This window comes from Nocardia aurantiaca, assembly GCF_009708175.1.
GTDB classification, from domain to species: domain Bacteria; phylum Actinomycetota; class Actinomycetes; order Mycobacteriales; family Mycobacteriaceae; genus Nocardia; species Nocardia aurantiaca.
Window position 1 is genome coordinate 477751 of record NZ_WMBB01000001.1, and the last position, 25258, is coordinate 503008.

The window sequence follows — 25258 nt, forward strand, 5'->3', positions numbered from 1 at the left end:
CCGTGGCAGAGTCGAAAGACTCCACACCACCCGCCTTGGCCACCTGTGGTCCCGGGCCGCGCGAAGTAAGTGGGATTTTGCGATTGGGCCGCGTGTCCGCCGTTCGTGCTCGGCTTGTCTGCGGCGTACACGCCGAGGGGCAGTTCGGGTCTGATAGGCGCGCCGACGGTGTGGCGACCTGGGACGCTGCGGGCCAACGGGATTCGCGTAGACGGTGTCGTCGTCGCATTCACCGGCGCGGCCGAGGGCATCGGCGCCGGCCTCCAGTCCGCCGTGGTCGTGGCCGACGGACGTTGCTGAGCGGTGGCCAGGGTGCCAGTGCCCGATACGAGCTGTTCACCTGACATCGGTTCCTTGGTCTCCGCGATAAAGGGCCTTGGACCCTAGACTGGTCTACCGACCAGCGTCCGGTCAGAAAAGAGGTGCTTCCGTCATGTCAGGTTCGACAGACTCTCGCAAGGACCACGATGCCAGCGGTGGCATGATTCGAGAGACGCTGTCCCAGCTGCGGTTACGGGAATTGCTCGCCGAGGTGCGTGACCGTGTCGAGGAGATCATCGATGCCCGTGACCGCGTCGACGGCCTGGTCGAGGCGATGCTCGCCGTGACCGCGGGCCTGGATCTGGAGGACACTCTGCGCCGGATCGTGCGCACCGCGATCACGCTGGTGGACGCCCATTACGGCGCGCTCGGGGTGCGCGGTCCCGACGGGCAGCTGGCCCGGTTCATCTACGAGGGCATCGACGAGCAGACAGCCCGCGTGATCGGGCCGCTGCCGCAGGGACGCGGCGTGCTCGGGTTGCTGTTCGCCCAGCCCAAGGCGATCCGTCTGGATAATCTCGCCGATCATCCGGACTCGGTGGGATTCCCGCCCGGCCACCCGCCCATGCGCAGCTTCCTCGGCATGCCGGTGCGCATCCGCGAGGAGATCTTCGGCAACCTGTATCTCACGGAGAAAGACAACGGGATGCCGTTCACCGAGGACGATGAGGTCATCGTCGCCGCGCTGGCGGCCGCGGCCGGTGTCGCGATCGACAACGCCCGCCTCTACGAGACCGCGCAGGCGCGGCAGGCGTGGATCGCGGCCACCCGCGACCTCACCACCGCCTTCCTCGCCACCACCACCCCCGACACCGTGCTCGAGCAGGTCGTCGACCGTGTCCGCGCCCTGTCCGACTCCCAGTACGCGTGGCTGGCGGTCCTGCCGGACCCGGACCTGCCCGTCGGCGAGGCCACGGAACTGGTCATTGCCGAATGGTCCGGGCCCGGCCATACGCACCGCGGCGAGCGGATCCCGATCGCGGGCACGGTCCTGGCTCGAGCACTGGCCTCGGGGACAACACTGCGCCTGGACACCACTACAGACGTCGATGCCGGAGAACTACCGATCGGAGCAGGCCCAGCGCTGGTGCTGCCGCTGCACACCGGCGACGCCACCCTCGGGCTGCTCGTGGTCCAACGCGGCGACATCCGCCCCTACCCGCGCGAGACCGCGGAGCTGACGGAAGCGTTCGCCGGCCAAGCCGCACTGGCCATGCAACTGGCGGCAGCCCAACAGCGCATGCGCGAGTTGGACGTGCTCGCCGACCGCGACCGCATCGCCCGCAACCTGCACGACCACGTCCTGCAGCGATTGTTCGCGATCGGCATGGCCGCCCAGGGCACCGCCGCCCGCACCCGCAATCTCGAAGTGCGGCAACGTCTCAGCGACCACATCGACGACCTGCAAACCGTCATCAACGAGATCCGCACCTCCGTGTTCGACCTGCACGCCGGTGAGGGACCCACCCGGTTGCGCCAACGCCTCGACGAGATCATCCGCCAGCACACCGCCGACACCAACCTGCGCACCAGTGTCCGCGTCGCCGGTCCCCTCGACGTCGTCGACGCGGCACTGGCCGATCACGCCGAAGCCGTTGTCCGCGAAGCGGTCTCCAACGCGGTCCGCCACTCCGGCGCCGACACCCTCACCGTCGAACTCACCGTGAACGACGATCTGGTGATCGTCATCGAGGACGATGGATGCGGCCTGCCCGACGGGCTGACCCCCAGCGGTCTGACCAACCTCACTCACCGCGCCGAAACTGCCGGCGGACACTGCGAAGTCGGCCCCGCCGCCGTGGCCGGCCTCCACGGGCCCGGCACCCGAGTGTCCTGGTCCGCCCCGCTGTGAACCCAACCGCGGGTTTTACGAAAGGCGTTGTGAGCGGCCAGACGACTCGTCATGGGTGCGGATCTCGGCCGGTGCGATGGTGTTCTTCGGCGTCACCGGCCCGAATCCCTTGTTGAACTTCGGATTGCCGTCGATAATCCGCTCGGACGAGCGCAGCGCCTCACGCTCGCGCATGTCCGCGGCGACCTGCCGGTCGATCTCGTGCAACCGGCCGACCGTGATTCCCATTCGCGCGGCCGTCTGTTCGTCGATCTCCCGCTGTTCGTCCGGCTTATCGGGAGTCATCCACGGCGGCAAGGGCGGCTTGGACATGAACGGCTCCTCGCTCAGAAGTAGGTCGCGATCGCGGCGTCGAACCTCGGATCGGCCACATCGACCCCACCGCTGGGCTGGTAGTTCAAACCCCGCACATGCTCGAGGAACTCGGCGGGAATCTCCACCGCGTAGTTCTCCAGATAGTGGATGGAATCGACGCGCCAGATCCATTCGCCATCCGAGACCAGCGACGGCCCGCTGCGGATCGATTTAGCGGGATCGAGCAGATCGGTAATGTCTCCCGCAACATCGAAGATTGGTGTTCCCGCCCTCATGTACCCCGCCACCAGGCTTCGATCCTCGATCGGATGACTGCTCCCCGACTCGCGCAACAATGGCAGCTCATCCCGCGCCTTCCGAAACATCTCGCGGTAGATCCCGACGGGCTTCAACCCGCCCGCTGTCGTCGCTCCGGACACTGTGCAAACCCCCTATGGCAGACCACGGACGCCGACCAGCCTACTGGCCGAACCGTTCGACACGTTCTGTGAGTAGATCCTCGAGTCGGTGGCACGAACCACCTCCTGGCGCGTTGATAGAGTCGCGCTGGTCGATATGCCCATGCTCGAGCTGACTGGTTGGGCTGCGTTTAGCTGGCAGGAGCTGACATTGCTGTATTACCGAGCCGTTTACGAAGGGGAGTACGAGAAGTCCCCTCCCTTCACCATCTTCGTAACCTCCGACAAGTCTCAGGACGCTCTCGTCTGGGCCCAGGGCATCCAGATGTGGCAGTACGACCCCGGTCGGGTCATCGGGTTCACCAGCGACTTCAGGAACGACGATCGCTGGGAACTGGTCGATCGCGCGAGTGCGGAAATCTTCTCGAGGCGGCTGGCCGTAGATGGCTCTACCGCTAGTGAGCTGCCGTCCGAGGAATGGATCGAGTGGTTCTTCTCATGGAAGGGCGATCCGCCGGATCATGAGGATATTTCATGGAACGACGATTACTACGTGCGGAAAATGAAGGGAACTCCCCCTTCTCGGGATCAGTAGTCGATGACTTGGCTTGCGCAGCTGATCTATCGAGACCTAAGTCTCGGGGTGAGTACTCGAACTGCGCCCCCACGTGCATTGATCCAGGCTTCCAGCTGCGAATTGGCAAGTGTGTGTTCGCCATCGTCCGCAGCGAGGATGATCGGTCCGAAGAGGGTGCCCCGCAGGCCGTCGAACACAGTGGCATTGTCCACTTTAACCTTGAAGGTGTTCTCCTCGACAATTGCATTGGACAGGTCCGCCCCGCGGAAATCGACATGCAACAGGGAGCAACCCATGAGGGCGGTGCCACGCAGTGAAGCGCCCTTGGCGTCGACGTCGTAAAGTGAAGCGCCGACTAGATTTGCGCCGTCGAGGATCGCGTTCCGAAGGACCGCGTCATCGAGGTTCACTCGTACAAGGGACGCGTTCCTCAGGTCCGCCCCGGTGAAGTCCGCTCCCTCCGCATCGGATCGATACAGCTCGGCATCGGCCAGCTTGGCATTGGTGAAGATGGTTCCGCCGAACCAGGACTCGGAGAAGTTTCCGCCGGACAGATCGGAGTCGCTGAGATCGAGTCCGCCCGCATCGAGTCCGCCCGCCTTGCGCTCGAGTAGCCAATCACGCAAGCGCGCCGATGCTTCTGCGTTGTGCGGCAAGACGCGCGGAACCCAATCGCTAGGGGTACCAGATGACATCATCGTCCCATCCGTGTGTTCGTACAATCAGCTCGATATCGTCGATTGCAGCTTGGTCGGCATTTCTTAGATCGATAATAACGGTCCGGTTCTTCTCCTCGATTTGCTCGCGCAGCTTATCGACCCATCGACTGTTCTTAGCGGGGTTGTACGCGCCTTTAAAGGGTTTCGACTTATCGCGAACGTTATTGAACGGTGGCCAGTCCGAGTGAACACCCTTGATGTCGTAGTACTTCCCGTTGCTCTGCGAGTGGAATTCGCCATGATCAGCCTGGTCCGGTCGTCGTATGTCCTGCGGTAGGCGTCCCTGTTCTCGCAGATCCAACCCTACGCGAGCCTCGTCCTTGGACGGTTCCGAAATGCCACCGTTCTTGTCCGGATCGCGTTGGAGGTGATCGAACTCGTCAGGATTTCTCGCCTCCACTTGGTCCAAGTGTTGCCAATGCTGTGCCCTCTGCTCCGGGGTGAGCTCGGGTGCCGGCCCTGTCCGACCTGAGTCTGGCTGTATCGGGCCATCTGTATCAGCTTCGGGAAGGCCGGGCGCGTCGATCCGGTTCTCGTGTTCTTCCGTTTTGTACCCGGGCAGATGCTTGTCGAGATCCAGGCCGAATTGGTCTGTGACCCAACGGAGATCGCGGTTGTTCTCGTGCAGCCAATCCTCATACAGGCGCCAATGGTCGGGGTTCTTCCGAACCCACTTCGCCAGGCCGGAGTCCATGGGGCTCCACCGCTCCTCGACTCCACCCGGGATCCTCTCGTTGAGCCCGAGTTCTTCGTTGGTGCGCAGAATCTCGAAAAACGAGTGAACTCGTCGTTCGATCGGTTCCGGCGTCGGCTCGTTCGTCCGACGAAAGACTTCATAGGGCTCGTGCGTGAGCTTGTTTGCCCGCCAGGCGGTGTCAGTGGGGAACTGGAGTTCGAACTCACGTCCATGCGGAGACCGCAGTGTGGCGTTCAGTCCTAGATATCGATTGTCTTCCTTCCAGAAGTTCTTTACATCGACGACCTCGTATCCACGCTCCTCGAGACCACTCAGGACCGCGTCCAGGGCAGGACGGTATCCCTCACCGTCTGGCAGGCGCGTCGAGAACCGGACGAGGTCGTTGACGCGGTTGAGGAAGCTGTCAATATTTTCGCCTGCGCTGCGCTCGGTCTGGAACTTGCGAGCCAATGATTCCTCGGACTTGACTCTGTGGTCCTCGCCCCACGTTTCGACGGGATCGCGGACCAGATCGAGGTCTCGGTTCACGTTATCGAGCGTCGAATGCAGGTCTGAAAGGATCTGGTCAGCCTCAGGGCGGGCGGCGCCTACCGCGTCGGCGATCGCTTGATGGTCGGCCGGCGGCAGGTCGATCTCGATCGCCGGAGCAGGCTTGGCCGCAAACACCGGCCGCTGGTCGGATCCAGCCAGATCACCCGGAAGCAGGCTCCGCTGCTCCGCGGAACGGAAAAGTGCTATCTCACCCCATGTTTCGGCGACCTGTCCGCGCCGATAGACGATTTCGCCGGCGTCTCCACCAACTCGAAGGGTGCCATCCGGGAGCTGACGGATATCAACGCGGAGGGGATTGCGTTCGCGTCGGCTTTCATCCCATTCGTGTGGCCAATCCGCCAAACGATCGTTGGGAGAATGCAGCGCGGTAGGCACACGATCGAGGCGCGCCATTTGGGCGGCGGTCAGACGACGGTTGTCCAAACTGATGATGTGACCGTCTTCAGCAACCACGGCGTGGATCGGCCCGCCCCGCCAACCGCCGTCCGCCATATGGTCTGCAAGCTCTTGGATGGGAATTCCGTCGGAGGTCTCTCGGCTCACGCTACGTTGAGTGAAGCGGACCTCTTCGGTAGGGACAAGTTCGGTGACTGCCAACGCCTGCTCGATGCGCGGCAAATCGACCAGGGCTATGCCCTCGCCGTCAGGGAAGCCGAGATCATCCAATGTCGCACGGGGATAACCATGTTCGCCGGTTCTGTCGTTCGCCGGACGATCGATCTGTGCGGATGGCGGCGAGTCGTGCTCTGCCGGCCCAGTATCAGTTCTGTCCTCAGTGGTCCTATCCGGTGGGGGAGTCTTTTCGTCGCCTGGCCTGTCGTTACCGAGGATGTCCCAGTTCTCGCGGGGGTCCTCTTCGTACTTCGGGAGGCGCCCGTCGGTCTGCTCGGTCGGCTTCTGTACCGCGGGCTCCGGCGTGGTGCCGTCGGCCTCGCTCGGATGGAAGGTCCGCCATTCGCCCGTGTCGTGGATGACCGCGGGGGAATTGGGTACCGCTCGTACACCGACCAGATCCGAGGGCGCGCGGACCGGGACGCCGAGTTCGTCGGCGATGTGCTGGGCCCAGCCGATCTCGTTGCCGCTGTGGCATGACAGCAGCCGGACCGGAGTTCCTTCGACGTAATCGGGGTTGCTGCGGATGGCATCGACGACGTGCTGTGGATCGATTTCGAAACCCCCGTCGCCGGTGGGCTTTCCGAAACGGCCGCCGTGTACGACGACATCGTGCTCGCCCTCGTTGCGCACGTTCTCAAAGACGCGCTGGGCCTCCGGTGAATCGCCGAGGGCGGTGCGGTCGGTGCCATGGCGGACCGGCAGTTCCGCGGTCGAGTAAACGTCGGCGCCCGGTACCGAAGCGTGCTCACTCGGCCGGCCCTCGTGCCCCTTGCGCTCGGTCGGGGCCTCATGGACCGGTGCGGGTTCGGTCGACTCGTACAGGTAGACGCGGGTGCGGCCGAATAGGCCCGCGTGGGGATCCTGGACCGCGCCGCGCACTTCGAAGGTGGTGCCCGGCTTGAACAGGACCTCCTGCTCGCCGGGCCGTGCCGAGATGGCACTGATATCGCGGCCGGTCTCCGAGTGGATGATGAATTCGACGTTGCTGGTGAAGATTCGGCGGAGATCCCGCGAGGAGCTGATGAATGAAGGCTCGGTGATCTTCGCTCCAGGAACGTAGCGGGCGATCTGCTCCGGAGTGAGATGGGCTCCACGCCAAACGGTTCCGTCGTGCACCAGCAGCTTGTCGAGCCCCGATGCCAGATCGCCGGCAAGCTTGCGCTGCTCCGGATCGAGCTCGATCCCGTTGCGCAGACGATGGTTCAGATCGCTGAAGACATCCGCGTCTGGATCGGTGTAGCGGTGCACCGCGTAATGCTCATCGGAGGTGAGCGCCGATTCGGCTCCGACCTCCGGAATCTTGTTGTGTGGCTGTGCATCTGGATCGCCAAAATGCGGTTCGTCCGTTGGGTGTGTGTTCTTCGGTTCGGGATGGTGCTTTGCTGCGGAATCTTCGGTATGCGGCTGCTCCGTGTGTGGCTGTTCGGCCGGCTCGTGGCCCGATGGTTCCGTGCCGGGCGAGACATGTGTTTGGGCGAGATCCTCCGGACGAGGCAGCAGATACTCATGGTTTTGCTCGACGTACTGCGCGAGCGTGGCATCGTGCTCTCTGAACAAGTCCCATGCGGTGACCCAGGCTTCTCGGTCGCGCAGGCCGAGCTCGTCGACGAGGTCACCGAACTTCGCGCGCAACTCAGGCAATTCGGGTGTACGGGCGGGATCCTGATGGGCCGCGAAGATGTCGTTGATTCGCTCTCGGATCTGTTCGAAACGATCCTTCAGATGCTGGGTCAGCGTCGACGGCCGATCCGGATTGCCGTGGGCCTCGTTTTGGTCGGCCGGCCGCGCGTCGCTCGGCTCGAGCGGCGTTCCCGCGCGCTCGTCAGTCTTCCGCTCGGGGGGCAGGTCCCGATACTGATCGGCGAGCTTGCGGGCGAACGCGGGATCGTGCTCGCTGAGCAGTCGCCAGGGCGTTTCCCAGGTGGACCGGTCGCGCATGCCCAGGTGATCCAGTAGATCGGCCATGTCCCGACGCAGACCGGGGAGCTCGTGCGCATACTCTGAATACGTTGCGGCCCTGTCTATTTGGTTGCTGAGCGCTTCCAGCTCTAGCAGCCGATCACCGAGATGAGGGTTCGCCTGAGCTGGGTGCTCGGCCGCTGGTTCAGGCCTTTCACCCGGATCTACGCCATCTAGTACTCGAGGGTCCCCTGCTCCGGCCAGGTCCGGTTTACTTGCCACTGCCTCCGTGCCCAGGCCATCGCTCGTACTAATGGCTCCGGGCCGTTCAGCAGGCTCGTGCGGGGCTGCCGTGCCCTCTTGTTGATGATCAACCGGTGTTCTAGTGTCGGCTCCGGGGGCTCGCTCAGAGACGACGCGGTCACCTGGTATTCGATCTCCCGGTCGGTCTCCTGTATTCGCTGGAGCGTCACTGTCCAACGATGGGGGTAGATCTGCTCGCCCGGTACCGGTTGGCCCGTCCGAATCGCTTCGTCGTACTGGTGGCCGATCGTTGTCGGGTGCAGGCTCGGGTGAATGGTCACCACTCCCGTCTGAGCGTTGACCACCAAGTTGGCTTGGCCCGGAGTCGGCGGTCGGCTCCCCTGAGGGGTGGGCTCCTCCGAGGGTTTCGGGTGACAAACCCAGCCGTAGTCCGTCCGGGAGATGCTGAATTTCAGGTCCGGTCGGAAGATGCGGGCCAGGTACTCCTCCACTTGGTCCCGTGTGCGGTACTGCTCCTGCACCGGTAACACCTCCATTCGGCGCATTCGGGTCAAGGGCGACGAACCAGACCCCTGTGGATTGGTTGGTCAGGCTGTGCGGCGGTGCTTCCGAGATCGTCCGCTGCTGCGGATCCCACCATAAGGGGCCCGACGCACCCTTTGGATAGACGATCACGGTGGCATGCGCCCCGCCGCCCGACCAACTGTTGACGACCAATGCGGCCGATCCTTCACCCAATTGACTCATATGGTCGTGAAGCCACGAGAATTGTTCGGGGACAGACACAGTGGGATGGTTATAGCCCCAAGTGCTGAAATCGCCACCGAGCCAATGGAGGGCTCGGTCGTTGCCGCCCTGCTCGGGACCCCAGCCATCGATGGTGCCGTCGACGAGGAGATCAGGCCAACGCGGATGTGCGACCTGCGGATCGCCCAGGAACGACGACAAAGCGGCGAGGCTGTTGTCCAAACAGTTGTTACTGCGGCCGGTTTCGTGCGGACCACCGTCGTTGATGAGGTCCCCGTACGGGTTGGTGCGAGGGTCTGCGTGGACAAGGAACCTATCGCCGTCGCGCAGTGCGTCTTCGACTGCCCACTGATGCTCGGGGAACTCCAGGTCGTCCAGGTGGAGCTCCGCGATTACTCGGGTTTCGGGTAGTCCTGCGACGCGGCCTTCGGTATTCGCGATAGCGATGTCGTTGCTGATTCGGCGGACATCGATATCGTCGAGAGTGTGATCGCCGACGGTGTCGGTCGATAGTCCGAGGTGGTCGCGAAGGCGCTCGGCGAGCACATCCGTCGGGGTTTCGTGATTCCAAACAGTCGGATCGACGATCTCGTGAGGATTCCCCACTGACGCCTTCAAATGAGCGTCGGCCGGGTCGTCGACGAATTCGAGCTCGACGTGAAGACGATCACCACTGAGCAACCGTTCGCCCGTGTTGAAGACACGATCAGCCGTGCTGTGTAGCTGGTCGGCGATCTCGCGCAGATGTTCCGGCGGCACGGTCCCGATTTGTTCGAGATGCACCTTGACGGTGAGCGTTGTCAGCTTCTCGCCGGGGCCATAACTGAAGCGCCGTACCTCGTATCCCGTCGCGGCAGTGGGCGATCCGCCATCACGGGGTGTGACGTGGGTGGGTTTCGCGGCTTCAGTGTTCTGTTCCTTGTAGAAATCCTCGAATTCTTGTCGCGCCTTGGCGAGCTCCGGATCACGCTCGACTCCTGTGACCTTGTCGATGCGACGACGAACTTCCAGTGGATGCTCGCTGCCGGGGTGCGGCGCTGTGGTGACGATCAGCGCCGGTGCATTCGGCTGGGGCTTGTCGTGCAAGGACGAGTGATCCGATCCGACGGCACTCGGATCTTCCTTCGGCGCTTGATGATCGCCGCCGAGGGGTTGGGTGCCTGGGTCCGGTGGTTGTCCGCCACGCGGGTCGGCTGGGCGCTGGGCCGGTTCATCCGGGGTGTCCAACATCGTATCGATGGGGGAGCGGTCGGTGATTGGCTCCGGGCGATCAATGCGTGCTGCGGTGTCGCCGGGGGTCGCACGGTCGGCCGCGCCACCGTCGGTTGGGACGTTTGTCCGAGTCGGTGCTACATCGGTAGGGCGCGTCGCGGTCGGTTGCGCGGTTGGTTCGGCGCGCAACGGCCGCACCTCGGATTCTGGCGCTCGAACCTCCTGCGCCCGTGCGGCCGGAGCCGGTGCGGCCTTGTCCTGCGCGCCCGCAACGAGATTCGCCTTCTGTTCGGCGGGAGCGACATTGGCCGTCCTTGCGGGACTGTCGGCCGGTGGGCGTGCGGGTGTGTTGTCCTTGGAAGTGATGGGCTCGGCGGGACGGTCACTCGCCGCGGTTTGCTTAGCGGCGCTGTCCGCGACCTTGGCTCCGGTGTCGGCGGACCGACCCGTGGCATCTGTTGTCCGGCTGGTGGTATCGGCCGGGCGGTTGTGGTCAACCGGACCAGAGCGGGGCTGATCTACCGCCTGCGGAGTCGTATTCGTCGGTGCGGCACGGTGTTCCGTGTCCGTAGCAAGATCGGCCTTCGCCGGCTGCTCATTCTCATGAGCTCTCGCGTCGCTGGCAGCGGCGGGACTCTCGTGTGCCGGGTTCGTGTCGGGCGTGAGCTTGGTTTGCGCTTCGGCCGGAAAGCCTTTCGCCAGCGAACCACTGGGATCCCCGGTGCTGGGAACTCCTCCATGTTCCTTGCCCGCCGCTTTCATACCACCCAGACCGCCCATGGCGAGACCGCCCGCAAGCATTTGCGGACTCAGGGATTTGTCGACGTCGTGCCAATTCCCCTTGTCGTAGTACTGAACTCCCAACCCGGCCCCGTACATGCCGAAGGCACCCGCGACACCGCCGATGCCACCGGATACGAATCCTCCCAGCCGTGGGGTCAGCCCGGGAAGCGTCCGTTTGAGTGCCTTGTCCGCCAGCATGTGGCCTGGTCCGCCGACCAAACCGCCTACGCCCCATTCGATACCGGTCGTGAACGTCTGTTTCAGGTCGAAACCGTCGTCACGGTGCCCCATCCCGAGCTGAATTGCCTGAATACCGGCGTCGAGGCCCGCGCCCATTCCAGCGGCGATTACGGCGCTCTTGCCGATCTGGAGGGCGACCGGTGCGAGCCTCTGGCCCAGCGGAACGACGATCTCTTTCGACAGCGGCTTCGCCATGGACTCGAGTGCGGCCCGGCTGGCGAGCGCCGCAATGCGTTTCATCATCGATTCCGCGAAGACCGCCAGCCCCTCCCTGGCGATGGCAAGGTACGCGGGGACCAGAACCTCGCCGTACAGCGAGACCATAAGAGATCCCACGGTCCACAGCGTGAGAAGCGCGAAGGCTTCTTCCTGGATCTTCGTGTATTCGATCGTCGTCGCCGTGGAACGGGTGTCATGTCCCAACGAGTGCAGGTTCGACACCAGTTTCTGGATCGAGTAGTCCTTGCCGTCGAACAGCGTGGCGAATTCTTCGGAGATTTTGGTCGCGCCATCGCCGACGTAATACTGTGGAACCTTGCCGGTGACCGATCTCAGTTCGGGTTCGAGGTTCTCGAGTTGGCTCGCTGCCTTGTTCCAGGCGTCGCCGAGCGAGAACAGCGCCTCCTCATCACCTTTCGGATAGGCCTGCCCGAAGTTGAGGGCCTGCATGAGCCAGCCCGGCAGGTGGTCTCCGCCCGCAGTCAACCACGACACGCGTCACCAATCGGGAGCGGCAATGCTTGATCGATTGCGCGCTCGGGCGTCGTGCTCCCAGTCCTCGACATCGGTGAATCGCGGCGCTGACCCGTCCGGAGCGTCGCGCTCCGGTGATCCGGGAGGCGCGGTCGAGACTTCGGGCGGTGTCGGGATCATCGCCTGGATGTCGGGCATGGCGGGGAAGAACTCGGACATGGTGGGCATACGCTCTTGTTCGCGCCGCAAAGCCGTCATGATTTCCTGCGACTTCTGCCGCACCTGCGCCGCCGCCTCCTGGGTGGCGGTGGTCACCGCGGCCGCGATCTCGGAGAAGAGGAGATCGTCTATGTCATCGCTGAATTCGGTCTTGATCACCACTCCGTCGGCATTGACGGTGATGGTCACCCGACGCCCACCCGCCTGCGCGGTCGCGGTCAGCCGAGCGCGTTCTTCTTGAGCCCGTGCGACCGACGCGAAGCCGCCCTGCACCATCTCGAGCAGCTCGGCCAGTCGTGACTTCTCCGCCTCGTTTGCCATACTCGTTCGATGCCGCTCAGTACTTGAAACCGTCGACGTTATTGGCTTCGGCGATCTCGAGCGACGTAGCGCCGTCCCTGAGCCCAGCCGAATACTCCCGCAATCGAGCGGCTTTGGACTTCAGGACATCCTCGAGGTTGGTTGCTCGTTTCGTGTAGCCGCCGTCCCCCTCGTTGAACGGTCTGCCGTACTCGTCGTCTCCCCAGCATCCGTTATGGGCTTGCCAGGCTGCGTCGACCGTGGCCAGGATCGCATCGATCTGTGTGGATGCGCTATCGAGTCCGTCTGCGGTCGAACGCATTCCGGCGATTTCGACCTGGACCTTGTCTGTCATGCCAACCCCCCGAGGTACTGGTACCGACCAATGCCTTGATGATCATATACGGCTCGGGCGAGTGACCCGATCATGAAGTTTGGTCAGTCGGACTGTGCTGAAACCGAACTCGCGACACCGGCGAGCACCAGCTGGTAGTAGGCGTCATGTGTCTCGAATGCGTCACCGCCGAGCCCGCGCATCAGTAGCGGCCGTGTCACCTGGTGGGTCTCGGCCGCCGATACCAGATTCGAAATGCCCACGTTGCCTTTGGTGCCGAGTGCTTGCGTTATCATCTCGGCGGTGATCTTGCTGGTCCAGATGCCGGGCAGAGCGATGCCGACGGCCGTCGGATCCGGTGATTCGCCTTGGTACCAGGCATTCCCGTCCCACCAATAGCAGAACGACAGCAAACCATTGGCCGCGCGCGGACTCAGCACTGGATCGGCTACCCAATCGGGAGCGCCCCGATAGAGAAGCGGCAGCGCGGCACCGCGGTTGTAGGCGGCATCCAATTCCGCGGCGTTCCAGACGCCGCCCGATAAGACCGCCCGGCCTCCAGGCAGCCGGTGCAGTGTCGCACCGCTGCGTTTGGATCCCTCGAACCAGCCCACCCCCGCCGTGATTCGCGGTCCCCACTGAGAGTTGGCCGCCACGAATGCGGCGGAGATCGCGGCCCAGCGCGCCCACATCAGTGGGAAGGGCGGTAACACTGCCGCGGTGGAGATCGCGGTGACACCCGCGGCAAAGTCCGCTTGCGCCTGAGTAAAAGCCATCTTCGGGGTCCGAACCTGGCGGCCTTGATGCCCGACGTAAGCGGCGAGCCACACCGGCAGGGTTCTGCGCGGATACGTCTGCAAGTCCGCCTGATACGCGGCGGCGGGAAAGAGGTGATCATCGGGGAAAGGGTCGGAGCCGTCGTCGTAGTCGATAGTCGCCTCCCCGGTGTTCGTCAGCGACACCAAGAACCGCCACCACGGCCCATCGCCGACTCCCGCGGACCGATGACGATGCTCCCGTAACAGCTCGACCACCCGTGCCGAAGGCCGCGCGGGAACCGCACGTTGATTGTCGGACAGAATGACTTGCGCCGCTTCGTCACTCACAGTGAAGGCAAACGCCGCATCCAGCCGTTTCCAGGTCGGTGCGAGCAGCCGAGCCAGCTCGCGGGTGATCTCCGCCTCCAATTCGAGAGTCGGCCGCACCACCATCTCCGGTTCCCCTGGCAGGCGTGGAAAACTCACGAGCGCTCCTCCCTGGCCTTGTGACGCCACACGCCGGAACACTAGGCGACCTCGGCCAGGCGTCGCATCCGGTATCGGCGCGCAGGTGAGGCCGGCCACAGTCGACCAGTGTTCCAAGCGGTTTCACATGCGTTATCGTGCCGGGCAGGACACGATTGATCGGGGGCATCGATGAACCAGCCGCAGCAACCTTCTTCGGCGTCGCATGCGGCGAAACCCGGGCTGCCGCTGGAAGTGACCGTCGTATCGGACGCTGGCACCACCCGGCGCTTGAGCCGAGTTCTGGCCCTGGCACGTTTGCGTTCCCCGTACACCTGGGGATTCATGCTTCTGATTCCGCTGATTCTGATGTCGCGCCGCTTCATTGAGATCTTCATCGCGGCCAACTCGCCGGGTTGGAGCGTCTCGGGGCTGTTCCTGTCGTACTTCGTTCTGCTGGGGATCGCCGTCGCGATGGGCCTTCTGGGCACCGCCATTCAGATGATCAAACGCAATGCGAGCATCGCGGCCTACACTGCGCCCGGCACTGCGATCTCGGCCCGCTTCCACCAGGATTCGCTGGAACTGATCCTGATGACCGGTACTACCACGATCCCGTACAGCCAGGTCAAGGACCTGTTCGCCATCGGTGGAGGAACGTTTCTTCGAGAACAGGGCACGCGGGGCTCAGTTCTCCCACGTGCCCTGTTTTCCGACGCGGCGCTCGAACTGATGGAACGTCGGTTGGATGCCCGACCGAGCGGGATCCCGCAGCTTTCACGGAGGGCAACGGGTGTGCTGGTCCTAGGGGTTGTGCTCTTTCTCGGGGTAACGATCACGGTCGCCCTGAACGTTTTCCGAGAGAGTGGACCGACCTACTCCCTCACCGACGCGGAGCAGGGATGCGCCCTCGTCACGGCGGCGACGGTGAAGACCTACGTGCAGAACGCGACGTGCGACTCCCGCGACAACGTCCCCGAGACCAGGTATGCCCGATGGACAGGCGGCTCCGGTGGCACCTCGGCCGTTGAGGCGACGGTAACAGTGGGAGCCGCGAAAAATTGCTTCGCGAACGCTCGGCAAGAAATGAAGACCGCGGCACCGTCCTACTCATCCCAAACACAACGAACGCTCTCGCAACTCGGCTCCAATGGACCTGATATCGACGAAGGATGGTTGATCTCGGGCATGTTCGGCCGCAGCGGATCCGATAGCCAGCCCCGGGCGGATCTCGTCGTGCGACGGTCGAACGCATGCGTCCGGGTTTTCGCCGGTGGGTCCACGGATGCCACCGGGCACCCCGACCCGGACGCAGCCAGTACGACCGCCTTCGCCTTCGCGCGGGATATCCTCGCAGCCGTCCCCCAGAGGTAGCTGTCCGACAGGACGCTTACACCGCGCGCAGTTCTGTGGCCCGTGCCGTGGGCAACGCTGCTGACGGGCCTTCAGGCTGGTTCACCGTCCGCTTTGTCACCCGCGCTCTTCTTTGATCACTCGAATCACCTCGGCGATACGGGCATTGATCATCGAAGTCAACCGCCTGGCATCCGCAGGGACGGCCTTCCACGGGGCCGCGTGTCCGATCGCGTACCGCCCTTGTCCTTCCAGATCTCGCCACTCGAGCCGATGCTCGGCGATTCCGCGGGGACCGTATGCGGAGGTTCCTTGGATGACGCTGATCGTGCCGACCAGGCTCACTGGCGTTCTCGAGAACCGCTGAGTCATGCGGTCCAGGTCGTCTTCCGCCGGCGCGCCGATCCGGGAATGACCGTATCCATAGTCGACGTCGTCGCGTTTCTCATCCGGCGGAGTCAGAGGTATCTCGGCATCACCTCCGGGCTCAGCCATCGGCAGCTCGGCGACGATCCCATCCGCCAACATGATCGGGTCGCACTCGGTCAAGGTGAATCCACCGCTATGCATATAGGTTTCACCTGGCAGTTGCGTGACCAGCACGCCGCGACCGCCTCGACGCGCAGCCATCATCCGAATCCGCTTGTCCGCACGCTTCGGATCGCGTCCGTCCCAACCCTCGACCACGATCCGAATGTCGGGCTGTACCAGCGACTCCAGGACCTGGTTCAACGACCCATCGGCGTGCAGCCTGCTGCTCACCTGCTGCACCATCTCCCGTTTCTCCCGCACATAGTCGTCGTGCAACGGAGTCCGGCTCATGAACGTGAAGGGCTTGGGCAGATAGTCGTATCCGAGCCGATCGGAAAGCACCAGGAACTCCAGGTCACCGAACTGCCACTGTCGGTTCATTCTTCGGCCACCGGCCTCACCGCCGCCGGAATCTGTTCGAACACCGAGTCGAGATTCTCACCGGATCGCAGGAATTCGGGCCGCTTGTGTTCCTTGCTGCCGCCCTGACTACCCGCTTGACCGCCGGCGCTCATCGGCATACCGCTGCTGCCCGACGTGCCCGAAGTGGTTGTTGTCGATGCACTGGTCGCGAGCCCTGCGCGTGTGGCGGTGACGGTTTCTTCCTTGTCCTCGGTATTCGACTGAATGCCCGCGCGGGGAAAGAGCTTGCTCTGGGGATTATCTTTCGCCGGTGTCGGATTCGACCCAGTCGGTGTAACCGAGGGCGAGCCTCCCGGTGAAGTCGGAACGCTCCCAGGGTTCGTCAGCGAGGAGAGCAGCTGCTGCATCTGCTGCTGCTCTGTCGTCGTGGTCTGCTGGGTTTGCTGACCTGTCAAGAGTGACGACAGTGAGGTAATGCCTTGCTGGACCATTGTTTCGGTCGACTGAGCCAGTGATTCCACAAGCGATACGCCTTGTTGTGCCAGGTTCTCGACCGCGGAGACTACCGTCGTCAACGTTTGATCGTTTGTGTTCGTCGGATTGTTGATATTGGGGGTGGTTGGATTATCGGGGTTGCTCAGGGTGTTGGGGTTGCTCAGGGTGTTGGGGTCGCTCGGTGCTGTCGGAGTGGTCGGCGAAGCGGGAGTTGTCCCGCCGGGTGAAGGATTGGTACCGCCCGGCCCGGGGCTCAACTGCGGTTGTTCCGGGGGCGTTGGCTGAACCGGAACGAAAGATCCAGCTGGGTCCGGCAGACTGGGTGGAAGCGCGTCGTTGTATTCCTTCACCCCCACCGCGTATGTCTTATTGAATCTATCTTGATATTCCTGGAGTGTGGGGTCGCTTCTGTCCGTGGTTGTATAGCTGTACCCCACTGCGACGCCAGATGCGACAGCACTGCCGTAGTGAACATTGGTTGTCTCTCCCGGATCATGTTCCTTATCCGGCATCTTTTCCCTTGTGGCAGCCAGCCATCCGGACAGGTTCGTCAAAGCCTTGCTGATGGCTTTCATCCCGGGTGTCAGTTGCTGGTCGGCCTCGGTTGCATACTTGTTCACCGATTGCTGGGCACTGTCACTCCCGATGCCCTTCCATTCCCCTTTGAGTCCCACGATCTGGTTCCTGAAGTCACCAAATGCAGCACTGAGCTCGCTGGCCATCCAATCCCAATGTTTCCCGGCTATGGCGGGAGTATTGGCATCAATGTTGACCTTGAGAAGGTGCAGGCTCTCCCACGACAATGACGTGGAATTTTCGCAAGGTACCGCTTTCAAATCGGTGGAAGTGACAGTTATGTCAGCGCCGGTCTTGGCCGCATCTTTCGGTACTCCGGCGACATGTCCGTAGTCGACAGGCGGTATCTTGGAGCCTGCGGGCTGATTGGTTACTGCAATCTTGTTCAGGGCATCCGCTGAATTCTGATCGGCTCCCTCGAATGCTTTGCCTGCGGCCTTGAAGGTTTCGGCCATGTCGGTAACGGTGTCGATGTGCTTCTTGAGCACGTCCTTGAAATTGGTGCCGCAATCATTGAACACCTGCGTGATCCGGTGACCGGATTTGAAGGGGTCCGGTGGCCCCGCGAAGTCTTTCATCTCGGTGATGTTGTTGTTGTTCAGGCTGAACTGGACATCCAACATCTGGCCGAGCAGGTCATTGCAGATGTTGATCGCGGAGATCGCAACATCTGGCGTATATGTCAGCAGTCCCGCTTCGGCATTCTTGCGTTCGTCGGTCCAGGACGCCGGTGAGTTAGTAGTGCCCATCGCGCCGACTCTCCGAACGAAGATCCCTTATTGGCCTGGCCATCCTCTCGCCCCTATGTTGACGAACCCCCGAGTGTGACACGGCGCCACCGTACCACGGGCTATCGAACCGTTGGTCATGGAAAACGATGGCAGCTCGATGCTGCCGTATGGTATTCATACGCCAAGCCAACTGGGAGGGAGTTCGCGAATGACGGACGAGGGGGACGTGAGTTCCGAAGCAGTTCAGGACGATTGGCCCTCGGTGACCACCGCCACATTTACCGGCTCCATTCGTATCCGAACCACCGAGCAAGGGCTTCCGCTGGCCATCAAGGTGGATCCAGCTGAGTTGCACCGGGATCCAGCTCAACTGGCGGGAGAGGTGCTGCGGCTGTGCCAGAAGGCTGCGAATCGCGCTGGGCTCGCGCTGCGGAAGCAGTTGGAGGAGGACGGGCTCGATTCAGCTGGGCTTGCTCGGACCGGGCTACCCACCGAAGCCGACGTCGCTCGGCAGGAAATCGTCGAGGAGCAGGACTACGATACTGAGCCGCAGAGTTGGCTCAGGACGGTGTGAGAGGGGGAGCTCGTGGTTTCGTCGATGGATGAGTTGCAGGAGCAGGTTCGGCGGCAGCTGTATCGGTTTCAGGACTTGGCCGATCAGATGAAGGCTGTCAGGGGGCGGGAGACTTCCGAGGACGGCGCTGTGATGGCCGAGGTCGACGGGAACGGGGCGCTCACGGATCTGCAATTCAGCAGCGCTGTTTCGCGGATGACGCCGGGGGAGCTCGAGCAGGCTGTGGTGACCACTGCCGCGCAGGCGGCGCGGCGGGCCTTCGAGCGGCGGGCCGAGATCGTGAACCGGTTCAACGAGGAGATGGCCGGGTAGCGCCCGGTTTGTTAACAGAAGATTGAGCCAGAGTTTGCGCCTTGCGATCTGGCCCAGGGGTTTTCGCACTTGTAGGCTGAGCAAGATCATAGGTAGTGGGAGGGACACTGATGGCTGATCACGTGGCGGCGGAATTCGCGCCCATCTTGGCGTACGGCACTGAGAAGGCGGGCATCGCGGCGCAGGTCGCGGGATCGGCTGCGGCGGATGTGGGGACCGCGCTCGCGCAGGCGGTGCCGGTGTTCGGTCTGATCGGTCAGGAATTCCTGGCGGCATTCGCTGTCGCGCAGGGGAATTTCCTGATGTCCTCGGCGGAGATCGCCGCCGTGCACGCGGATACCGCGACCACTGCGTACGCGGCCGTCGGCGCCTACGGCAGCAATGAAGTGACCTCGGCGGCCAGCTTCCTCTCGACGGTGCTGTGACCAATCCGTCGAATCCGACCGTTCTGGACGAGCTACGCAGCAGTCCGATCGGTCCGTACCTCGATACACCGGTCACGGATGTTCTGAATAACCTGGGATTGCCACAGCTGCCGCAACTTTCGTCGATCAGCCTGCCGGATCTATCAGGGATACAGCTTCCCACGCTGCCGACGATCGACTTGACCGCGCTGATCCAGCCGGTCGTCAGCCTGCTGCAGTCGTTCGGGACGGGGAGCCTGAACAACAGCAGTTTCAATCCGGCGACCATTCTGACCTCGCTGGTCAGCGCGCTGACTTCCGCTGTGTCGCAGAGCAAGTCCGCGACCAGCACGGTCATGAACACCTGGACCGGTGACGCCGCGAAGTCCGCGGAGGCCAAGAGCAAGACGGTCGAGAGTCAGAGCGTGGAGGTGGCCGCGCAAGGGACGCAGCAGCACGGAATTCTGCTGAGCGCCGAAGCCATCGTCGCCGAGGGCTATGCCGAAATCAGCGCTGTCATCGCGAAATTCGTCGCGCAGGTGACCGCGGGCATCGCCATGATCGCGACTCCCGCCGGCATCCCGTGGTTGATCGCCACCGCGACCGACGCGATCACGGAGGGCTCGGCCATCGCGGCCAAGACCAGCGCCCAGTTGGCGGGCAGCACCGCCGAGATCACCGCTGCCGGAACGAAGATCATGATCGCGGGCGCGCCGATCATCTCCAATATCGCGGACCTGGCGAACATGGTGGGCACCACGCTGCAGCCGATCGCCACTGTCGCGCCGACCGTCGCGGAGAAGGTGATCGAGAAGGGCGCGTCGGTCGTCTCGACGGGTGTCAGCGACCTCAGCTCGGCACTGAGCAGCAGCAACACCAATACGAACACCAACACCGACACCAATACGAACCAGAAGACGACCACACCCACCGACACCACCAAGACCGACGACACCACCAAGACCGGCAACCCCGACGCCACCCAGACCGACGGTGGCGGCGGCAGTCCGCTCAGCACCATCTTCGGCGGCGTGCCCACCACTACGACGCCGACGAACACGGTGGGCACCAGTCGGATTCCGACCGGCGAGGTCAGCAACTCCGGTGCCGGATTGCCCAAGACCACGACCGAGGCGACCGGCCGCACCGCCACCACGCCGAGCATGACCGGGGCGGGCACCGCGGGTCGGGCGGGGGCCGCGGACGAGGAATCGACCTCGGACCGCTCCGGCTTGGTCACCGGCGCGCACGGTGACGAAGTGGTCGGCGTCATCGAGGGCGTGGTCCTGCCGGTGGTCGGCGCCATCGAAGCCATCGAAGAGCCGCCGGACAAGGCGCTCACGCTCTGAGACCGAACTGCCAGGGGAACACAGGAGGAATGGCATGAGCACCAACGCATTCGACGGTCTGCGGTTCGACGCCTCGACCGCCCGCGACGCCGCGGCCCAGCTCGACGCGCTGGCCGACCGCATCGCCAACGGACTGGGAGTCGAGCAGGTCAAGCTCGACTTCGCGCCCGCCGGAGCGGACGCGGTGTCGGTGCGCGCCGCGCAGACACTCAGCGCGGTGGCCGCGTCGTTCGTGAACTCCGGTAGCGACGGCGTCACCGAACTGCGCAACCTCGCTTCGACGCTGCGCAGTCAGTTCGACGCCTTCGGGCAGGTCGAAGAGCAGTCCGTCCTAGGCTTCGCCGGCTGAGCGGAGACCATCCTCGATGCTGGAACCGACGAAACCCGGCTTCACCGAGACGGTGTGGGAATCCCTGCCGCCCGAGCAGCTGGCGCGTGACCTGGTGACGGGTGCCGGTGCGGTACCCGCCGCTGAAGCCGGTCTCGCATGGACGCGATTGAGTGCCGGTTTCGCGGCTGCCGCCGTCGAATACGAGCGAATACTCGTAATCCTGGACAGCGCTTGGGAATCCAAGAACAGCGGTCCGTTCATCGAGCGCATCAAGGCGCTGCGGGACTGGCTGGGCGCATCCGCCTCGGCTGCGGCCGGTAATGCGGCACAGGCCGAATCACACGCCGCCGCATATGAACTCGCGAAGCTGGCCATGCCCGACGTTGACGAGGTCGAGAAGCTCAAAGACCTCCAACAGTTGATGCAGCAGCTCGGTCTCGCCGGCGGTCTGCCGCTGCTGGGCGGACTGGCGACGACCGAGACCGACGCCGAGAAGGCGAAAGCCGAGGCGGCCCGGGTGATGCGGACATACGAGGCCGCCACCGAATCGCTGGCGAAGCCGTGGGAGCACGAGGCTCCGCCGCAGGTGACCGCCGGACTGACGCCTACCGAACAGCCGGCCACACCCGTCGAAACCCCGGAAACGCCGACACCCGCGACGCCCTCGATGCCGACCCTGTCCCTCGACTCGCTCAATCTGCCGCCGATGCCGTTGACGCAGCTGCGCGCACCGACTGTCGAGGCCAAGGAGTCTGTCACGCAACGTGTTGTGACACAGCCTGTTACGGTCCAGTCGGCCGGCACCGCCATGGCGCCCACCGCCATGGGCGGTGCTGCGAGCCAGGATAGCGACGAGGAACACATCCCGCGCGCCGGACTCGTGGGTGCGCCCAGCGGCGATGCCGGGCTCGACCCCGGAATGCAGGTCGCGCCGGCCGTGCTCGGCGGCCTCGACCCCGCCGCGCAACGGCCGCCGGTCGACATCGCCTTCAACGCCGGCAGCACCGGATCTGAAAGCGTCTCCAGCGCCACTGATTCCGCTGGTCAGCAGGAGGCGTCCGCATGACGACGCTCACCAACGACGGCATGATCGCGCTCGCTGGACACCTAGGCGTGCAGACCCTGCCGCTGGTGCTATCCGTCGGCCCGCAACAGGATTCGTACCCGGAGTGGGAGCAGGCGCAGGAACAAGCTCGCGCCGACCTGCGCGCCCGCCGCATTATCGATGTCCACGGCGATGTCGACACCGACACCGCCACAGCGCTTTTCGCGCTGGCCCAGCCAGACCGTGAGTTGGCCATGCGTCTCCATACCGCCGACGGCATGATCCGCGTCTGCGTCGTCCGCCGCTCCGAGGACCACGCCCTAGCCATCCGCCGTGGCGACACGCTCGACATCCGCCCCCTGTGGTCCGACGGTTCCGGCGCATCCCTCGCCCGCCCCCTCCTCGACGCGCTCGGCCCCCGCCCGCCCGCCGACCTGGCCGCCTTCAGCGCCGAGTCGGCAGACCTGGCCGAACGCCTCGACACCGCAACGACTTCCGCGGACTACGCGAGCACGGTCTACAGCCTGGGCGTCCCCGACACCGACGCCACCGCCTACGGCCTCGCGCTCTCCGCCACCCACGCCTACGCCGAAATCGTGGCCTATGCCTACGCCGACGGCGTCACAGACCGATCGCCCGGAGCCGTAGCGGTTTACGACACCGCACGGGGCCGCATCGTGGCCGCACCGGGGGTCGCCCCGGACCAGCAACTCTGGTCCACGCTGACACCGGGCAGTGATCACCGTATCGCGCAGTCGATCACGGGTCTGATCGACTCGCTGCCCGGGGGGAGGTGGCTGTCGTGAGTCCCGCGCGACCCATGCAGCTGATCAACCCAAACCGGTGATGCGCAACGCATCGCCTATCCAATCCGAAGAAAAAAGGCAAGGTACAGACGATGGTTGCAGTTGATAAGGAAGTCGCCGTCAAGGCGCAGAGCCACATGGCTGACGTGGTTGCCTCGGTCAAGGGCATCCTGAGCAAGATCACCGATCGGGTGGACTCCTCCAAAGGCAGCTTCCAGGGTGAGGCGGCTGGTGCGTTCCAGACCGCTGCGCAGTCCTGGGACGACGAAGCCCAGCGGCTGAACAAGGCGCTGGACGAATTCCAGGAGAAGGTCGGTCAGGGCACCAACGTGTTCGAGCACACCGACATCGCCAGCAAGGACGACTTCACCAAGGCTCTCACCAACCTCGGGTAACAGAATTAGCGCCGACTTCACCTACCTACACCTACAAAGGAACTGACATGCTTTACGACAAGGCGGGGATGACCCAGCTCATCGCGGATCTCCGGCAGTACCACAGTGACCTGGTCGCTGTCGCTGGCGACGGATCGTCCGCGGTTGACACCAGCAGCGACCTCGGCCAGGCCTACAACCAGCTGAAGCAGGCATGGTCGGACCCGAACAGCGGTCAGGAGAACGGCGCCCTAGAGGCCGTCATCGCCGCGAAGAACGATTGGGACACCGCGTACGCCGACAAGTGCCTGTCGACGCTGGACGCTGTTGCCACCGCGGTTGAGAATGCGCTGAACAACGCCCTCGCCGCGGACAGCAAGGTCGGCCAGTCCTTCGCCTAGCGAGGACGTCAGTGCCGCTCACGACAGCGCACGCCTCCGACCAGGAGGGGTGCGCTGTCGTCGGCTGAGACCCAGCAATCTACGTGCCCGTAGTTCCCGGCTCGACGGAGGATTTGGTTAGTGCCAGCCCAATTGACCACCCGTGCCCAGGTCAATGGGTACCGCTTCTTGCTGCGCAGACTCGATCATGCGTTGGTGCGCCGCGACGTGCGGATGCTGCACGATCCGATGCGATCGCAGTTTCGGTCGCTCATGGTCGGCGCGGTTCTCGCGGTGCTCGTGGTCGCGGGCGCGGCGATCATGGCCTTCATTCGACCGCAGGGCTCCATCGGCGATGCGAATATCGTGATGGGCAAGGACAGCGGCGCCCTTTACGTCGTCCTCCGGGACAAAGACGATAAAAGCAAGATGACCCTGTATCCGACGCTGAATCTGGCTTCGGCACGGTTGATCTCGGGTACCAGCGAAAATCCGAAGTCCGTCAAGGACAGCAAGCTTAATTCCGTTCCGCGCGGTCCGATCCTCGGAATCCCCGGCGTGCCGGCGGCTTTGCCGGGCACCGGACAAGGCGAACGATCTCAGTGGACTCTCTGCGACAAGGTGCCTTTGTCGGCCTCCGGTGGGGCTGCCTCGTCCGCCGGTGCGGAGACGACCGTCATCTCAGGCAGTCTGGAACTCAGTGACCGCATCAAAGCAGCCGACACGGACTCGGCTGTCTGGGCGAGCAAGAGCGGCAAAGACTATCTGATTTACGACGGCAAGGTCGCTGAGTTCGACCGGACGAAGGATTCGATTGCGCAAGCACTCGGCTTGAGCGGCAAGCGATCCCGTCCCGCTACTACCGATCTGATCGGCGCATCGGTTAAGGTGCCGCCCTTGGTCCCGCCCGCTATACCGCATATCGGCGAGAACGGTCTGGGCAAGCTGAGCGCAGTGCCAGTTGGCGGCATTATCAAGGTCGCGGCACTGGATGGTTCGGACCGATCCGACCTGTATGTCGTGCTGGCTGACGGCGTGCAGCGCATCTCTGCTTTCACTGCCCAGGTCATCGGTTCCGACAATTCTCAGGGCATGAACGGATTCAAGTCCGTTACCCCCGATGTGCTCAACGGAATTCCAGTGGTGCATTCGCTGCCGGTCGACGACTTCCCCAATTCAACGCCGAAGATCATGACCGCCGAGGACAATCCGGTTGCATGCATCACCTGGGCGAAGAAGAGCGGCCTCGGCCGGGAACAGCAGGACGCCACCGAGGGGCCAGCGGACCGTGCCAAGGTTCAACTGCTGCTCGGTACGCGACTGCCGCTACCGGATTCACAGAAGTCGGTGGATCTGGCCACCAAGGACGGTGCTAGCGGAGACCGTGTCGATGCTGTCTATGTCCCGCCCAGCACGGGTGAATTCGTGCGCACTACAGGCATCGAACCAGGTAGTCAGCGGCGAGAAAATCTGTTCTATGTCGCCGACAACGGAATCCGGTATGGCATTCCGGATCTCGGGACCGCACAGATTCTCGGGCTGGGCACTACCCCGCACCTCGCCCCTTGGGAGATCATCGGGCAGTTGGTGCCAGGGCCGACTCTCTCCAAACAGGATGCGCTGAAGAACTGGGATACCCTGCCGACTCAGTAGAGAAGGTTCAACGTCCGATAC

22 protein-coding genes are annotated in these 25258 nt (G+C 63.6%); 13 read left to right on the forward strand and 9 right to left on the reverse strand.

Annotation, left to right across the window (positions count from 1 at the left end; translation table 11 throughout):
* Window positions 1-433: 433 nt before the first annotated feature.
* On the forward strand, window positions 434-2173 hold the full coding sequence (locus GLP40_RS01980; protein ID WP_230329146.1) for a sensor histidine kinase: 1740 nt from the start codon (window positions 434-436) through the stop codon (window positions 2171-2173).
* 15 nt (window positions 2174-2188) lie between these two features.
* On the opposite strand, the gene GLP40_RS01985 is transcribed toward GLP40_RS01980, so the two are convergent.
* Together GLP40_RS01985 and GLP40_RS01990 are read right to left on the reverse strand one after the other, a co-directional pair.
* On the reverse strand, window positions 2189-2485 hold the full coding sequence (locus GLP40_RS01985) for a hypothetical protein (protein WP_154786055.1): 297 nt from the start codon (window positions 2483-2485) through the stop codon (window positions 2189-2191).
* A 14-nt stretch (window positions 2486-2499) separates the two neighbouring features.
* The gene (locus tag GLP40_RS01990) at window positions 2500-2763 is read right to left on the reverse strand and encodes a hypothetical protein (protein WP_154786056.1); all 264 of its coding nucleotides are present in this window, start codon (window positions 2761-2763) and stop codon (window positions 2500-2502) included.
* A gap of 232 nt (window positions 2764-2995) precedes the next feature.
* On the opposite strand from GLP40_RS01990, the gene GLP40_RS01995 reads away from it, so the two are divergent.
* Window positions 2996-3481: a hypothetical protein gene (locus GLP40_RS01995; RefSeq protein ID WP_154786057.1), complete on the forward strand. Its 486-nt coding sequence runs from the start codon at window positions 2996-2998 to the stop codon at window positions 3479-3481.
* A gap of 26 nt (window positions 3482-3507) precedes the next feature.
* Here the strand turns inward: GLP40_RS01995 and GLP40_RS02000 are convergent, their stop codons facing one another.
* From GLP40_RS02000 to GLP40_RS02020, 5 genes are all read right to left on the reverse strand, one after another.
* Entirely contained in the window at window positions 3508-4119 is a 612-nt protein-coding gene (locus GLP40_RS02000; RefSeq protein WP_230329147.1) for a pentapeptide repeat-containing protein, read from the reverse strand.
* A gap of 19 nt (window positions 4120-4138) precedes the next feature.
* Window positions 4139-11905 (reverse strand): toxin glutamine deamidase domain-containing protein, encoded by a 7767-nt coding sequence (locus GLP40_RS02005; protein WP_154786058.1) that lies wholly within the window; start codon window positions 11903-11905, stop codon window positions 4139-4141.
* Between the two features lie 3 nt (window positions 11906-11908).
* On the reverse strand, window positions 11909-12424 hold the full coding sequence (locus tag GLP40_RS02010) for a YbaB/EbfC family nucleoid-associated protein (protein ID WP_230329148.1): 516 nt from the start codon (window positions 12422-12424) through the stop codon (window positions 11909-11911).
* Between the two features lie 16 nt (window positions 12425-12440).
* Window positions 12441-12758, reverse strand: a complete 318-nt coding sequence (locus GLP40_RS02015) for a hypothetical protein (RefSeq protein ID WP_154786059.1) — start codon at window positions 12756-12758, stop codon at window positions 12441-12443.
* 83 nt (window positions 12759-12841) lie between these two features.
* A complete protein-coding gene (locus GLP40_RS02020) occupies window positions 12842-13924 on the reverse strand; it encodes a hypothetical protein (protein WP_154786060.1) in 1083 nt (360 codons plus the stop codon).
* 228 nt (window positions 13925-14152) lie between these two features.
* On the opposite strand from GLP40_RS02020, the gene GLP40_RS02025 reads away from it, so the two are divergent.
* Window positions 14153-15334, forward strand: a complete 1182-nt coding sequence (locus GLP40_RS02025; protein WP_154786061.1) for a hypothetical protein — start codon at window positions 14153-14155, stop codon at window positions 15332-15334.
* Between the two features lie 96 nt (window positions 15335-15430).
* Here the strand turns inward: GLP40_RS02025 and GLP40_RS02030 are convergent, their stop codons facing one another.
* Together GLP40_RS02030 and GLP40_RS02035 are read right to left on the reverse strand one after the other, a co-directional pair.
* Window positions 15431-16225: an ESX secretion-associated protein EspG gene (locus GLP40_RS02030; RefSeq protein WP_154786062.1), complete on the reverse strand. Its 795-nt coding sequence runs from the start codon at window positions 16223-16225 to the stop codon at window positions 15431-15433.
* Complete coding sequence (locus GLP40_RS02035; RefSeq protein WP_154786063.1) at window positions 16222-18027, reverse strand: hypothetical protein; 1806 nt, start codon at window positions 18025-18027, stop codon at window positions 16222-16224. Before GLP40_RS02035 ends, GLP40_RS02030 begins: the two co-directional genes overlap by 4 nt.
* Window positions 18028-18217: 190 nt before the next feature.
* Here GLP40_RS02035 and GLP40_RS02040 point away from each other — a divergent pair, with 190 nt between their 5' ends.
* From GLP40_RS02040 to eccB, 10 genes are all read left to right on the forward strand, one after another.
* Entirely contained in the window at window positions 18218-18583 is a 366-nt protein-coding gene (locus GLP40_RS02040; RefSeq protein ID WP_154786064.1) for a hypothetical protein, read from the forward strand.
* A 24-nt stretch (window positions 18584-18607) separates the two neighbouring features.
* Window positions 18608-18895: a YbaB/EbfC family nucleoid-associated protein gene (locus GLP40_RS02045; protein WP_154786065.1), complete on the forward strand. Its 288-nt coding sequence runs from the start codon at window positions 18608-18610 to the stop codon at window positions 18893-18895.
* Between the two features lie 110 nt (window positions 18896-19005).
* Entirely contained in the window at window positions 19006-19320 is a 315-nt protein-coding gene (locus tag GLP40_RS02050; protein WP_230329149.1) for a hypothetical protein, read from the forward strand.
* Window positions 19317-20648 carry a hypothetical protein gene (locus GLP40_RS02055; protein ID WP_154786066.1) on the forward strand — a complete coding sequence of 444 codons (1332 nt, stop codon included), beginning with the start codon at window positions 19317-19319 and terminating at the stop codon, window positions 20646-20648. Before GLP40_RS02050 ends, GLP40_RS02055 begins: the two co-directional genes overlap by 4 nt.
* A 34-nt stretch (window positions 20649-20682) precedes the next feature.
* Complete coding sequence (locus GLP40_RS02060; protein WP_154786067.1) at window positions 20683-20997, forward strand: PE domain-containing protein; 315 nt, start codon at window positions 20683-20685, stop codon at window positions 20995-20997.
* A 16-nt stretch (window positions 20998-21013) separates the two neighbouring features.
* Window positions 21014-22045: a PPE domain-containing protein gene (locus GLP40_RS02065; RefSeq protein WP_154786068.1), complete on the forward strand. Its 1032-nt coding sequence runs from the start codon at window positions 21014-21016 to the stop codon at window positions 22043-22045.
* A complete protein-coding gene (locus tag GLP40_RS02070) occupies window positions 22042-22830 on the forward strand; it encodes an ESX secretion-associated protein EspG (RefSeq protein WP_154786069.1) in 789 nt (262 codons plus the stop codon). Before GLP40_RS02065 ends, GLP40_RS02070 begins: the two co-directional genes overlap by 4 nt.
* A gap of 92 nt (window positions 22831-22922) precedes the next feature.
* Entirely contained in the window at window positions 22923-23225 is a 303-nt protein-coding gene (locus GLP40_RS02075; RefSeq protein ID WP_154786070.1) for a WXG100 family type VII secretion target, read from the forward strand.
* Between the two features lie 47 nt (window positions 23226-23272).
* Window positions 23273-23605, forward strand: coding sequence for a hypothetical protein (locus tag GLP40_RS02080; RefSeq protein ID WP_154786071.1), 333 nt, complete (start codon window positions 23273-23275; stop codon window positions 23603-23605).
* Window positions 23606-23725: 120 nt separating this feature from the next.
* The gene (eccB, locus tag GLP40_RS02085) at window positions 23726-25237 is read left to right on the forward strand and encodes a type VII secretion protein EccB (protein ID WP_328289569.1); all 1512 of its coding nucleotides are present in this window, start codon (window positions 23726-23728) and stop codon (window positions 25235-25237) included.
* The last annotated feature ends 21 nt before the right edge of the window (window positions 25238-25258 follow it).